General features: G+C 37.3%; 10 protein-coding genes. 5 read left to right on the top strand and 5 right to left on the bottom strand.

The window, feature by feature from the left end; all coding sequences use genetic code 11:
• Positions 1-490: 490 nt before the first annotated feature.
• From pyrF to ACFIJ9_RS06925, 3 genes are all read left to right on the top strand, one after another.
• A complete protein-coding gene (gene pyrF, locus ACFIJ9_RS06915) occupies positions 491-1,336 on the top strand; it encodes an orotidine-5'-phosphate decarboxylase (RefSeq protein ID WP_375636345.1) in 846 nt (281 codons plus the stop codon).
• 531 nt (positions 1,337-1,867) lie between these two features.
• Positions 1,868-3,355: a histidine--tRNA ligase gene (hisS, locus tag ACFIJ9_RS06920; RefSeq protein ID WP_375636347.1), complete on the top strand. Its 1,488-nt coding sequence runs from the start codon at positions 1,868-1,870 to the stop codon at positions 3,353-3,355.
• Positions 3,356-3,856: 501 nt separating this feature from the next.
• Positions 3,857-4,489 (top strand): replication protein, encoded by a 633-nt coding sequence (locus ACFIJ9_RS06925; RefSeq protein WP_375636349.1) that lies wholly within the window; start codon positions 3,857-3,859, stop codon positions 4,487-4,489.
• Between the two features lie 819 nt (positions 4,490-5,308).
• On the opposite strand, the gene ACFIJ9_RS06930 is transcribed toward ACFIJ9_RS06925, so the two are convergent.
• Positions 5,309-5,830: a peroxiredoxin gene (locus ACFIJ9_RS06930; RefSeq protein ID WP_375636351.1), complete on the bottom strand. Its 522-nt coding sequence runs from the start codon at positions 5,828-5,830 to the stop codon at positions 5,309-5,311.
• Positions 5,831-6,046: 216 nt separating this feature from the next.
• Here ACFIJ9_RS06930 and ACFIJ9_RS06935 point away from each other — a divergent pair, with 216 nt between their 5' ends.
• Both ACFIJ9_RS06935 and ACFIJ9_RS06940 read left to right on the top strand, forming a co-directional pair.
• Entirely contained in the window at positions 6,047-7,675 is a 1,629-nt protein-coding gene (locus ACFIJ9_RS06935; RefSeq protein WP_375636352.1) for an alpha-D-glucose phosphate-specific phosphoglucomutase, read from the top strand.
• A 1,061-nt stretch (positions 7,676-8,736) separates the two neighbouring features.
• Positions 8,737-9,072, top strand: a complete 336-nt coding sequence (locus tag ACFIJ9_RS06940) for a zinc ribbon domain-containing protein YjdM (RefSeq protein ID WP_015856728.1) — start codon at positions 8,737-8,739, stop codon at positions 9,070-9,072.
• Between the two features lie 1,131 nt (positions 9,073-10,203).
• Here the strand turns inward: ACFIJ9_RS06940 and ACFIJ9_RS06945 are convergent.
• The 4 genes from ACFIJ9_RS06945 to murJ form a co-directional block, all read right to left on the bottom strand.
• Positions 10,204-10,782 (bottom strand): NifU family protein, encoded by a 579-nt coding sequence (locus ACFIJ9_RS06945; RefSeq protein ID WP_273723704.1) that lies wholly within the window; start codon positions 10,780-10,782, stop codon positions 10,204-10,206.
• 59 nt (positions 10,783-10,841) lie between these two features.
• The gene (locus ACFIJ9_RS06950) at positions 10,842-11,333 is read right to left on the bottom strand and encodes a universal stress protein (protein WP_015856726.1); all 492 of its coding nucleotides are present in this window, start codon (positions 11,331-11,333) and stop codon (positions 10,842-10,844) included.
• A 63-nt stretch (positions 11,334-11,396) separates the two neighbouring features.
• The gene (gene trpS, locus ACFIJ9_RS06955; RefSeq protein WP_375636354.1) at positions 11,397-12,467 is read right to left on the bottom strand and encodes a tryptophan--tRNA ligase; all 1,071 of its coding nucleotides are present in this window, start codon (positions 12,465-12,467) and stop codon (positions 11,397-11,399) included.
• Between the two features lie 60 nt (positions 12,468-12,527).
• The gene (murJ, locus tag ACFIJ9_RS06960) at positions 12,528-14,099 is read right to left on the bottom strand and encodes a murein biosynthesis integral membrane protein MurJ (protein ID WP_375636419.1); all 1,572 of its coding nucleotides are present in this window, start codon (positions 14,097-14,099) and stop codon (positions 12,528-12,530) included.
• Positions 14,100-14,752: the final 653 nt, after the last annotated feature.

Consider the following 14,752-nt stretch of genomic DNA (forward strand, 5'->3'; position numbering starts at 1 on the left):
ATGTTTTATCTCCTTGAATATGCTGGAGATACAATGTCTTTTTGCCAATTATGTTCCAAAAGTGAATAGATATGCGCTAAAAAGGGATAGGAGAGATCTAAAGTTAAGCTCGAGATCATCATAGTGGGGCATTTTCTTTTAAAACTTTTGTTTAAAGCACGTTCATAGAGAGTTTTTGTTGATCATAAAAAAGGGGTGTAAAAACGACAAGGCACGCTATTGGGCTTTATGAGGTCATTGAACAAAATAATATGAACGCTTTTTTTGTTTATATTCCTTCATAAATTTGAGTTTTTGTCTCATGACAATGTCTTGGTCGATAAACATGTGATAAGCGTTACGAATGGAAATATATTTATGTTTCATAAATAAAAGCACACTTTGTATAGAGAGCTCTTTCTTTGTGTTTTCAGTATTGTATTCTTTTGACAAATGCTTTTCTTTTTGATTGTATCAAAAAGTTTAAAGACAGACCGTGTTAGGATATAAAATGTTTTGTTCAGCTTTTTTTAAAAATAGTGAAAAATATGGACCGCTTTGCGTTGGTTTTGATCCGAGTCATAAAGTTTTGCAATCATGGAATTTAAGCTGTGATTATAAAGGTCTAAAAGATTTTTGTGATATCCTCTTAACAGCGGTTGTGGGTAAAGTGGGGATGATAAAGCCTCAAGCCGCATTTTTTGAGTTATATGGGGTGGAAGGGCTTCAAATTCTCAAAGAACTTATTGAAAATGCACAGGCACAAGGTTTGTTGGTTCTCGTTGATACGAAAAGAGGGGATATTGGCTCTACTGCTGAGGCTTACGGTAAAGCTTGGCTTGGTTCAAGCAGTGCGTTTAAAGCAGATGCCATAACAGTCAATCCTTTTTTAGGATTTGATGCTCTCATTCCTTTAATAAAGATTGCAGAAGAAACAAAAACGGCTGTTTTTATGGTTGTTCAATCTTCGAATCCAGAGGGAAGGCACATTCGCAATGCGCGCATTGGTGATCAAACGGTTTCTGTTCATTTGGCGCAGCGTATTTTTGAATATAATAGCCAATCTTCAAGTCAATATCATCATGTTGGTCCTATTGGGGCAGTGATTGGAGCAACATTGGGCAATGAAGCAAAAGATACAATCGAACAGTTAGAAAATAACTTATTTCTCGTTCCTGGCATTGGGGCTCAAGGGGGAACAATAACACAATTAACTCAGCAGTTTCCTCAAAGGCTATGGCAGAATCTTATTCCTTCCATTTCAAGATCGATTACAGAGGTTGGTCGAAATAGTGTTGATTTAAAAAATGTTATTCATGATTTTGCCGAGCAATCTAAAAACACGCTTCTATCTTAAAGTTTTTTGCTAAGTTATCAAAGAAAAAAAGCTCTTATAAAAGAAGGTGGTTTATCAAATTTTAAGTCAGATACGAATTTCAAGAAGTGTTTTTCTTTATCTAAAGTTAAGAGTTGTTTTTGATCTTTTCAAAAAGTGTTCATATATTTCTTATTTTCTGTTGGGATTGGGAGGACCAAATACGGAAAGCAAAGGTTTGAAAAAAATGCAGAAATCTTGGGAATATATGAAAAATTGCTTCAAGAAAGACGAGATAAAGGAAAAAAATGAAAGAAATACCTGAACAGAGCTAAAGATGAGGCATAAGAGGGTTTGGAGAGTGTATTCGTTTTGGGGACGTTTTAGTTTAAGGGTGATGACTCATCTTACAGGATAAACTCTTTTAGAATATCGCTTTATAAGGATATTGCTTTTGTAAAATAAAGGACTCTAACATGTTATTAAAAGTTTTTAGATTGATAAAGTCATTGCAGCGTTGGTTTCTATGGGATAATGGTTATCCGTGAACACATATTGTTGCTAGAGAATAACATGTCATTGAAACAAGGAAAAACTAAAGCCCGTTTACCCCGTGGTTTTGTGGATCGTACAAGTGCACAGTTGTATGCAACTGAAACAATGATTGCGCAAATTCGTGAAGTTTATGAACTTTACGGTTTTGAAGCACTGGAAACACCAATTTTTGAATATACAGATGTGCTGGGTAAGTTTTTGCCTGATGAAGATCGTCCAAATGCGGGCGTTTTTTCGCTACAAGATGATGATGAGCAATGGATGTCTTTGCGCTATGATCTTACTGCGCCTCTTGCCCGTTATTTTGCAGAGAATTTTGAAGTTTTGCCAAAGCCTTATCGCAGTTATCGTCTTGGTTTTGTGTTTCGCAATGAAAAACCTGGACCAGGGCGCTTTCGGCAATTTATGCAGTTTGATGCGGATATTGTTGGAACACCAACGGTAGCAGCGGATGCCGAAATTTGTATGATGGCAGCAGACAGTTTGGAAAAGTTAGGGTTTCAGCAGCATGATTATGCCATTCGCTTGAATAACCGAAAAATTCTGGAAAGTGTTTTAGAATTGATTGGTTTAGGGGAAAGGGAGCAGATTGAAAGGCGCTTAACTGTGCTTCGAGCAATGGATAAACTGGATAAATTTGGTCCTGAAGGCGTGCGTTTTCTTCTAGGCAAGGGGCGTTTGGATGAAAGTGGTGATTTTACAAAAGGGGCCGAGCTTAAGGATAAAGAGATTGAGTGTATTCTTTCCTTACTGACTGTAAACGCAAAAACAGCAGAAGAAATCCTTGATGCTCTCAGACAAGTCGTTGGTCAGAGTGCTCAGGGGCTTGAAGGGGTTCGCGAGCTTGAGGAAATGCAAGCAATCTTTGTCGCTAATGGTTATCACAATCGCATTAAAATTGATCCTTCGGTGGTTCGTGGATTGGAATATTATACTGGACCTGTTTTTGAGGCGGCATTGCTTTTTGATGTTCTCAATGATGATGGGCAAAAAGTTGTTTTTGGCTCCGTTGGTGGTGGTGGGCGCTATGATGGATTGGTGGCACGCTTTCGTGGTGAAAATATTCCGGCAACAGGTTTTTCAATCGGGGTTTCACGCTTGATTGCTGCTTTGCAAAATCTTGGAAAGTTGCCTATGAAGGAGACAACAGGGCCGGTTGTGGTGTTGATGATGGATAAAGAACCAGAAGCTGTTGCACGCTATCAAAAAATGGTGATGCAGTTGCGTGGTGCGGGAATTCGTGCTGAGCTCTATTTGGGGGCATCGGGGATAAAAGCGCAGATGAAATATGCAGATCGACGTCAAGCGCCTTGTGTGGTGATCCAAGGCTCACAAGAACGTGAGAGCGGAAAAATACAGATTAAAGATTTGATTGAAGGGGCGCGTTTGTCCCACGAAATTAAGGACAATCAAACATGGCGTGAAAGCCGTCCTGCGCAAGTGATGATTGATGAAGAGCAATTGGTTCAAACAGTACAAGATATTTTGGCAGCCCAAAAACGGTAATGATAAAAGTTTTGTGAAAGCGATTGTTGGGAAAAGCTCGAACATTTCCTCTTCAATTTTCAGAATTTGTATTTTACTTGTTTAGATATTCTTAAAATCGCGTTATTTTTTAAAGTTCCTGCGGCATAAAAGCAATTTTTTAAAGATAAAAATGCTTTGTCTTCATTATGAAATGAATGCTTTTTAGCGCGCGAGGTAAGTACCTTGCGTGAAGCAAGATACTGGACACTGAAGCATTTGAGGTTCTTGACGCAATCCTGTTTAGAAAAATTGATGATCAATAACAGAAACCCAATAGTTTATAGAAACATTGATCATTCATATGGATTTAATTTTTGAATTCTCATTTGCTGATATCATATTTCTACTGTTTTATTGTCGGCAGTCTACAATCTCACATCCATGAGAGATGAAAGAAATCTCAAGAGTTTTATTTTAGAAGATTTTTTTAGTTTCAAAAGCAACGAATAACTTAAATCAGACAATTTTTAAAGGGAAAATATGGGAGGAATTATAAGAGATTATAATGACAACCATTTGAAATTATTAATTTATTATAACAAATCAATTTTTTACGGAGAAATGAAAATGGCCCAATATGATTTTACAGTATTATATGAAAGAAATCCCTTTATTTTGAAAAAACCTGAAGATATTGGAAAATCATTTAAACTTCCTCCTTCAAATTTCGGATTTGAAGATCTTCCGCAAATTACGTTTTCAGGAGCGTCCGATAGTCGGCGTATGATTTTTGGGCTATCATTTAGTGGTATGAAAGCATTTTTTGTGATGTTGTGGCAAGTAGGGAAAATGTCAGATGAAGATGATGTGGATTTATGGTTTGATCAGGTAAGATTAGATGAGGATACTCTCAATGAATTTTTGATTTGTGATCTTTCAATTCAAGAACCAGAATATCTTAATTTTGAAAGTTTTAAAGAAGGTATCAAAGAATTAGAAAAGAATAAAATTGTAGCGAAGGGGACAAAAAAATATTGTTATTTCATTAATCCAGATATTTTTGGGCTTCCTGAATGTGATGAAGATTTTGAGTTCGATGAAGAGGAAGAGATAGAAGAGGAAGAAATGAAAACACACTTTATGGTAGAATATCCAAATAAACGCCTTCTTTAACTGTTTCTCTCTTAGAGAAAAATAAAAGCTTAGAATAAATGGCTATGAGAACAGCGATGAGTCTGTTTATGGTATGTGAATTGGAATGTTTACGGGATCTGTTTTTATTTAATATTCTTCATGAACAGTTATTTATGCAGAGCCGTTTTTATGCAATATTTTCTTTCTTGATATTTTTATGAACCTTGCAGTAATGGTGTTCATAGCTCTTGTATTTTAGAGCGTTTATGAGACGTACTTTTACTCTTTTTAATCGTTTATTCATATGCCAACCTTACGTGCTAATAAGCAAGAAAATAGTTTTAAGAGATTCAATATAAGAAGGGATAAAATAAAACAATCTTATGATATTCAGTGCCTCTCATTCGACATGAAAAATTATAAATTATCGTTATAAATCAAATTATTGTTTGAAACAAAGTTTTTCTCAATAGGAGAAATTTAGCATTGATCGTGCATATTTCATCGATACGTTAGTCCTTGATTTTTCTGAGAGAGTTTTGTATGAATTTGCGCATTTCGCAATTGCATCCCCATTTTTTGATAGCGTGCAACAGTTTTTAGCTTTTTATTCTTTGAGCACTATAATTGGTTTAGATTTTTTACTGGAAATTTTTCAAGTTTTTTCAAAGCAGTTAAAACGTGAAATACCTATTAAAAAATTATTGCTGGAATATTTTCTCACCAAAAACGCACAACCAACTTATAGTGTCTGCTTTGACAAATAGATGTTTCAAAAAATACAAACGACACAAATTTTCTTTATTAGGGAAATTTGTGTCGTTAAATTTTGTTTAAATAGACGATTTGGGGGCGGAATTAGTTTTTCAAAGCTTTTAGAACATTTTGTGGTGAAGAAACTTCATAAGGATCTGTTGCACAATTATCTGAAAAACCTGCTTCTTCAAACCATTTCTCAACCACACCATCATTAATAACGGCAGCATAGCGCCATGATCGCATGCCAAAACCAACATTGTCTTTTGCAACCAGCATACCCATTTTGCGTGTGAATTCACCAGAGCCATCAGGAATTAATTTCACATTTTTGATATTTTGTGTTTTTCCCCAAGCATTCATGACAAAAGCATCATTGACGGAAAGGCAATAAATTTCATCAATACCCGCTTGTTTAAATTCATCATAGAGTTTTTCAAAGTCAGGCAGCTGAAAAGTTGAGCAAGTAGGGGTAAAAGCTCCAGGAAGAGAAAAAAGAATAACACGCTTTCCTTTAAAGTAAGCATCACTGTTAACTTCTTGCCACCGATAAGAATTATTTTCACCCATTTCATCGCGGACACGTGTATGGAATGTTACATTGGGAACAGTTTTTTTCATCATAAGGATGCTCCTATATTTTTCACAAAAATTTCGTTTTAAAACAGCCTTTGTCTTTAAAAGCATATCGGAAAGAACGGTTTAAATAAAAGGGATTCTTCAAGAATTTTTACTTCTAACGAGTGTGCAAATATTTCACACTTCCGTCAAGTAGAATTAATGGTCGACTTTGGATACTCTTCACCTTAAAATTAAAGGAAAGAATATGAAGGTATTTACATGACCATCAAGACAGTTTTGACCACGGCTTTCGAGGGGCAAAAACCGGGAACGTCTGGTTTGCGCAAAAAAGTATCTGTTTTTCAACAACCTCATTATGTAGAAAACTTTATACAGTCTCTTTTTGATAACATTGGGCCTCTTGAAGGAAAAATGTTGATTCTTGGGGGGGATGGGCGCACTTTTAATCGTACTCTCCTTCAGATTGTGTTGAAGATGGCAGCGGCGCATAGTGTTTCTTGTGTTAAAATGGGAAGGGGCGGTATTCTTTCTACACCTGCTGTTTCGCATCTTATTCGTAAAACTCATGCCCATGGTGGACTTATTCTTTCTGCAAGCCATAATCCTGGTGGTCCAGAGGGAGATTGTGGTATCAAATACAATGTTTCCAATGGTGGACCCGCTCCGAATTCTTTATGTGATGCTATTTTTGCAACATCGCAACGTCTTTCCTTTTATAAAATTCTTGAAGCACCAGATATTGATTTAGATAGGCAAGGTACGATCTTTATGGGAGCCATGCGGATTGATATTATTGATCCTGTCGCTGATTATGTTGCTTTGATGCAGGAGCTTTTTGATTTTGACTGTATTGCCAAGGCCGTTGCTCGAGGTCTTACTTTACGGTTTGATGCTATGCATGCGGTAACAGGGCCTTATGCTCATGAAATTTTTGAAAAATGCTTAGGATTTTCTGAAGGAACGGTGGTTAATGGTATTCCTTTGCCAGATTTTGGAGGCGGTCATCCGGATCCCAATTTGGTTTATGCCAAGGCTCTTTATGATTTATTGATGTCAGAGCAAGGACCAGATCTTGGTGCAGCCTCTGATGGTGATGGAGATCGTAACCTCATTATTGGTCGTCAACAATTTGTCTCACCTTCAGATTCTTTGGCTATTATGGCTGAACATGCACACCTCATTAAAGGATATCGAAAAGGTGTTGTGGGGATAGCGCGTTCTATGCCGACGGGGCGTGCTGCTGATCTGGTTGCGGAAAAACACGGATTAAACTTTTTTGAAACGCCAACGGGATGGAAGTTTTTTGGAAACCTTTTGGATGCGGGGAAAGTAACCTTTTGTGGTGAAGAAAGCTTTGGAACTGGCTCTCATCACATCCGCGAAAAAGATGGTTTATGGGCTGTCTTATTTTGGTTAAATCTTTTAGCGGTAACAGAAAAAACTGTTGCACAAATTGTTCAACAGCATTGGTACACCTATGGGCGTTTTTACACGTTACGGCATGATTATGAAGAAGTCGAAGCAGATAAAGCTTTGGAACTTATAGAACATTTGCGTACGCACTTACCACATGCAGGAACTGAAATTGCAGGATTTTTCGTCAAAAAAGCAGATGATTTTACATATCATGATCCTGTTGATCAGAGTGTTAGCACGCGGCAAGGTATACGTATTTTTTTCGAAAATGGAGCACGGTTGGTGGTCCGGTTGTCGGGAACAGGGACGCTAGGTGCTACTTTACGACTTTATTTTGAACAGTATGAAAGTGATCCGCGCAAACACAATTTTAATCCGCAAGAAGTTCTCCAACCTTTGCAACAGGTGGCGCTAAAACTGTTAAATATACAACAAGCATTGGGGCGAGATCGCCCTGATATTATCACCTAAGTTCATTGGAATATTTTTTTGTAAAGGTATGATGATTGATCACATGAGGTATGATTTTAGGGGTGTGATTTTATTTGCCATAAGGCAGATCCTCCATTTTCAAGCGCGCTTTGTTTTTTCCTCCTTTACATATCAATCGGATTTCTAAAACTGCGGGCTTCTTAAAACCGAATCCTGTAGGTAATTATAATCCGGCATAATCGGGGAGTTTATGTCCGATGGTTTTTGATGGTTTGATAGCAATGTTTGTTTAATAGGGGAGATGTTCCTTATGCAAAAAAAATATTATCATTGTTGCACATTTCATATGCTTGTTTTAAAGAAGCGTCTCTCTCAAAACACTAAAAACGCATCTTATGCGTGCTGCTTTTGAAAGGGATGAGCGACCATCTATCGAGCAGCACAATTTTACGCTTATGAGAGAGTAAGACCGTACCATCATTCACTTTGCTCGCTTTCAATGTTGGTTCTTATATTTGAAAATATTTAGTATTTTGAATAATCGTTTTACACGCCTCTTCCTACTTGTAGCATGCAAGCAAAAGGCTTTGGTTGATTCAATGTAAAAGGGGGTGAGAGAATCTCAGCTTATTTATCGGCTCTCATTCAATATACAAAACCATTAACTATGATTATAAATCAGTCTGTTCTCTAACATTGTGACTGTTATCTTTACTTAAATAAAAGGTCAAGTTGAGGGCATCATTTTCTTGTTTTTCAGTTTTTAGCTTTTTGAGAGCGTTTTATTTAGAGAGGTTCCTTTTCTAATTGTTTTTTATCCATTCGTTAATTGCATTGCTGATGTATAAGAAAATGATTTTGATTAATTTATTAGAGAGAATGAAGTGAGTAAATTTTATGATATGCGGGGGGCTCATTTAAGTTATATAATGATCAATCATTTTTATAAACTCATATGGTATGTGACGATAGCATTCATGAACACAGTTGGCAGATGAGGGTTGAAACAAAGGAAAATGTTTTTCTAAAATAATGGACAATAAGCACTTCTTGCTTTATGACCAGTCATAGTGAATGATTTTTTTTTAAAAGGGGAATTTATGACCCAATATCCTAAATGTCCTCGTTGTGATTGTCTTTATACTTATGAAGATGGTGAAAATTTTGTGTGTCCTGAATGCGCACATGAATGGCCACAAAAAAACGATGATACTGTTCTTTCCGATACTGTTTATGATGCCAATGGTCAGATTTTAACAAACGGAGATACCGTTATGGTGATAAAAGATCTGAAAGTAAAAGGCGCTTCATCTGTTTTAAAAGGTGGTACTAAGGTAAAGAATATTCGCTTGGTGGATGGGGATCATAACATTGATTGCAAAATTCCAGGGATTGGTCAGATGAGTTTAAAGTCGGAGTTTGTGAAAAAAGTTTAGGCATTTATCCCCTTGCAATTGTTTTTGCATTTCGTTGGTTTTTTATTTTTACATTCTTCTCGAATGGGATTCTTTTCTTGTTTCACAGATTACACCAATCAGATAGAGGCAATATATTTTCCTTTATTGCAAAGCCATGTATCGCAGAGGAATAGTGGCTCTGTCTTTTCTTTTAATATGCGGTTATGGATGAAGTTGGATGTTGACTTACATGCAACAGTAAAAGTATGTGCTTTATGAGAAGAACAACGTGGTAAAGCAGACAAACTTATTCCTGCTGAATTGAAGAAATATTCTCATTTTTTTATCAGATAATTTCTCAAACAACCATAATAGATCTAGCTTCAATGTATTTATTTTTACAGGTAGTTACACCGTTTGCGTCATATTTATGGAAATGAGATTGAAAATGATAGAGGGGGAATTCTTGATTTTAAGAATGGAAAAAGGATGGTATGATCTTGATAAGGTTGTATGGTCATGCATTTTCCAGCTCTTAGTGTTGCAACAGTCCCTTATAAAAAGTGTGCATAAGAGCTATTAAAAATAGTTTTTGTTATTATCCAGTTTGTGCTGTGTAAGCGGACGATTTTGATTGATGCAATAAAAACAGAATTGAAATAAGAAGAATGTCAGAATTCTCATTCAAGTTGCAAAATGTGATCTTTGTCGATTGGTTGCTACAAGAAGTATTTTGCGTGATTTTATTGTTGGGAGAACTGAGAAAGATGGAGCAAATGGGCACTCTATCTTACAATGTTTTCTTTTTTGGGTTTTCTTTTTTGTAACGGGTCGTGGTTTCTTGGTTAAAATTACATGACAAGATTATGAAACAAAATAAATTTAAAGTGCACATCCATGCATTGTACTTCTGTGTACGGATTGGTTTGTTGAAACAACCTATGCTTCTTAAAAGGGGCTTTGAAATCTTTTTAAGGCATATGTGGAGGTGAAATATGAGTGAAGGTATCATTATTAGACAGATTTTTTTAACAGTACTGTATTTTTATGGCTGCATAGCTTACTTTTAAAATTTCAGGAATAAAATGACGCAAGATTTTTGCACTCCATGTTTGAGCGCTGTTGAAGAGGGGCAATCGCTGTGGTTATTTTACCTATTGAGGCCAATATTTATTGTGGCATGGCTTCAACGCCTAAAACTTCAGGGATAAAATGGCGTAAAAGATTTTCAATACCATGTTTGAGGGTTGCCGTTGAAGAGGGACATCCAGCGCAGGAGCCCCGCATATTGAGATAAACAATACCATTTTCAAATCCGCGAAAAGTAATGTCTCCACCATCATTGGCAACTGCTGGGCGGATACGCGTTTCAAGCAGCTCTTTAATGGTTAAGACAATATCAGCATCTTTTTCGTCATAAAATTCTTCGTTAAGGGCATGGGTTTGTGCTTGTGTTGTAGCGTTGGTGGTGATCACTGGCTCATTGGATAGAAAATGTTCCATGATTGTGCCTAAAATGACGGGCTTGAGATGTTGCCATTCTCCTTCTTTTTTGCTTACGGTGATAAAATCATAGCCTAAAAAAACACCATTGATATTGGGAATATTAAACAGCTTAGCTGCCAAAGGTGAGTTTTTAGCTGCTTCTTCAGGGTCACGAAATTCTAATACGCCCTCAGAAAGAACCACGCGTCCTGGCAGGAATTTAAGCGTTGCAGGGTTTGGGGTGGTTTCAGTTTGAATAAACATAAACTCTCCTTTTATAATGAAGGATTGGGAAGATCTTACATTGTAGAATATTATATTTTTTAGGCAATAGATCTAATATCTTCATCGGCAAGATTGCTAGGAATAACAATGACAGGGATTGAAAAAGCTGTCCCTTTATTTCCGATTAATTGAACAAGGGGTCCTGGTCCTTCTGTATGTCCACTGGCTGCTAAAACAATTAGTGCAATCCTTTTATCTTCGTCGATCAGTTTGGAAATCTCATCAATTTTTTTTCCTTCACGCACCACTATTTCTGTTTCAAGCGCATGGGTGGTGCGGACTTCACTGGCAATGTCTCCTAATATTTTATGAGCACTTTGCGTTGATTCTGTGCGCATAACGTTGTTTACACCCAGAAAATGTTGAAATTCTGCACTATCAACGACACAAAGTAATACCAATGTTCTATTGGTATTTTGGGCATGCTGTGCGGCAAACGCAACGGCACGCCGACACTCTGGTGTTTCATCGATAATGACTAAGTTCTTTTTCTTGGGTTCTTTTTTCGGATTTTTGGGTTTGGAAATCATGCACTTTCTCTATATTTGTACAAACGATTTTTTTGCTCTCTACAGTTTTTAGTTTTATTACCTTTATGTATCGTGCAAAAATCCAATAATTTCACGAATTTTCTTCATATTTTCTTCTGCGAGCATACTAGCACGTTTAGCGCCATCATGCAAAACAGAGTCGATATAATCACTTTCTTGATGAAGTCGACGTAATTCTTCTGTTATAGGGGCAAGCTTATAGACAGCAAGGTCGGCTAGAGCGGTTTTAAAATGCGAAAATTGTTGACCAGAAAATTCTAAAAGAATCTTTTCTTTGCTAACTTTGGCAAAGGCGGCATAAATACCAAGCAGGTTATCCACTTCTGGTCGTTCTTTTAAAGCGGTAAGGGTATCGGGAAGAGGAGCCGAATCCGTTTTGGCTTTGCGTATTTTTTTTGCGATAAGATCAGCATCATCGGTCAAATTAATGCGTGAAAAATCTGAAGGATCTGATTTTGACATTTTTTTCGTCCCATCGCGCAAAGACATAACGCGTGTGGCTGTTGTTCCAATAAGCGCCTCTGGGAGGGGAAAGAAGCCTTGTTTTTTTTCTTCATCCGTTTGCATAGAGATACCAAAATTTAATTCGGCAATACGCTGTGCATAGTCGTTGTTAAACTTTTGTGCAATATCGCGTGTGAGTTCAACATGCTGTTTTTGATCTTCGCCTACTGGAACATGCGTTGCACGATAGACTAAAATATCAGCAGCCATCAAAGTGGGATAGGCAAAAAGCCCTAGAGATGCTTTTTCGCGATCTTTTCCTGCTTTATCTTTAAATTGTGTCATGCGTTGAAGCCAGCCGATACGGGCAACACAATTAAAAATCCAGGCAAGTTCAGCATGTTGAAAAACACGTGATTGGTTAAAAATAATGTGTTGTTGAGGATCAATACCGCAGGCTAAAAAGGCTGCTGTCACTGTTCTGGTGGATTCGCGTAAAGTAAGGGGATCTGGGTTGACCGTGAGCGCATGCATATCCACAACACAGTAGAGGCAGTGATGAGAGTTTTGCAATTCAACCCAACGCTGAATGGCTCCAAGATAATTGCCAAGATGTAAATGACCACTCGGTTGTACGCCGGAAAAGACAAGTGGTGTGAAGGTATCCATAGGAGTGCTCTTTCTTCAATTAAGGTTATTTATTTTATTGTTTTTGACAAAGTATAGATATTATGAGCGTTTTTTCAAATTTTTAAGCATGTGAAAAAAGGAATGGGTGTTGAATAAAAAATAGGCACTAAAATAGATCAAGAATATGCCAAGCATGATCCCAGCTAAGGTGCTGGCGCGCAAGAAAAAGGATGCTTGTGAGGATAAAGGAAAAGACAAAAAACCAAACACATTCAATCCGTAATAGAGGGCTAGTGCACTCAAAAGGGTTGCTATCATGAGACATAATATTTGCTTTATCAGTTGGAAGTCGTATTTCCAATAACCGCGTTTGATAAGGACACCCCAAAGCAACAGGGCGTTGACCCATCCAGAGGTAATTTCAGCAATAACAATGCCTCGTGCAGATAGAATAGGAAATAATGTTAAGGCGAGACTGATATTGATGAAAACGCAAATACCTGTAAAAATCATCGGTGTTTTGGTATCTTCATGGGCAAAAAAATTAGGAATAAAGACCTTAATGAGAACAAAAGCTGGAAGTCCTAATCCATAAAGTTCCAGTAATTGTGCAACATGGTGTGTTGATTGACTGGTAAATTGTCCTCGCTCAAAGAGCAAACTGACAATGGGAGTGGAGAGCAGTAAAAAAGCGATGGATGCTGGAAGTGTTAACAATAGCGTTAATTCAATAGAGCGGTTTTGTAAATGGTGGGTTTCTTTGTGCTTTTTGCTTCGCAAAGCGCGTGTTAATTCTGGTAAAAGAACGGTTGCAACGGCAATGGCGATTACACCTAGAGGCAATTGGTAAAGACGATCAGCGTACATCAAAGAAGAGACAGCACCCGATTGACTAGAAGCAATGTTGGTATTAATGAGCAAATTGATTTGTGTGATGCCACCCGTGATGGCTGCTGGGAATGCTAAAGTTAATAGTTTGCGAACATTAGGACTTAAATGGGGTTGGCGGAAGGAAATTTTCATTCCACTTTGACGCAAAGCAAGGGCAATTAAGGTGAGTTGAAGAAGTCCTGCTGCCAATACACCCCAAGAGAGATTTAAGCCGATATGCCAAGCGTCAAGTTTATAGATCCAAGCATAGGCAAGCACACCAATCAGAATAATGTTTAAAAAGAGTGGGGCAATGGCGGCAATAAAATAGCGTCGCAGAGCATTAAGCATGCCCCCCATCATGGCAGCAAGCGACATGCAGGTTAAATAGGGAAACATGATCGCAGTAAAGTGAATTGTAGCGTTAAATTTTGTTGCATCTTCGGTAAAACCTGGGGCAATAATGGTTCGTACCAAAAAAGGCATACTCAGTTCCATCGCAATCGTTAACAGTAAGAGCATCGAAAAGAGAACGCCAAAGACTTCTTCTGCAAATTTGCATGCTGTTTCTTGACCATCTTCAGTAATTTTTTTTGCAAAAAGAGGAATGAAAGCAGCGTTAAAGGCACCTTCAGCAAAAAAACGACGAAATGTGTTGGGAAAACGAAAAGCAGCGTTAAAGGCATCAGAAACAGGACCAGTCCCTAGGGCTGCTGCCATAAGCATTTCGCGTACGAAGCCAAAAATACGGCTCATGAGGGTTCCGGAAGCAACTGTTGCAATTTTTTTAATCAATGTCATAAAGATATATCGGGTTCGTTGTAAAAGAGAAGCGATGATAGGAGAAATAAACCGTTTTAAATCGTAAAAATCTGATCTGTATCCCAATCAAGGATACTTTTTGTAAGCGTTTTACGACGGTGTTTATCTTTCTGTCAACAATGGTGCTTGAAGACTTTTTTATGCTCCTTGTTTACTGTTGCATTACAATTTTTATTGTTGCCATAAAATAATTAAAATTTCTTTTTCAAACTGAAATATGGGAGCGACATCATGACAGTTTGAAGGGACATATAGGGATATATAATGTTAATTTCTCTTTATGGTGTGATGTCGTGAATAGTGCACCCCAATACCGTTCTGTTTTTATGTAAGGGGCATGACCCTATTAAAGAACGCAAATAAAATAAAAGCGTGAAGCAATGTACAATCTCCATTATCTATCCATTATTTAAAAGACAGTGCTTTAGATGTTTTTAAAAGTTGTAAGGCTAAGCTAAAAGGTGATGGCAAAGCTCGTGATTGCTTTTTACCTTTACGGCTTTATATTCTCTCAAAATTAGGCTGCCTTCCCATTTTAGAGATTACATAAACAAAAGGATAGGAAGACGTGATCTTTCAACAGCATTTTGTCTGTTTTTAGCACTATAGGTAATGAAAGTGATTAATTATCA

Origin of the sequence: Bartonella sp. MR90HLJMH (assembly GCF_042194115.1) — a bacterium.
GTDB classification, from domain to species: Bacteria; Pseudomonadota; Alphaproteobacteria; order Rhizobiales; family Rhizobiaceae; genus Bartonella; species Bartonella grahamii.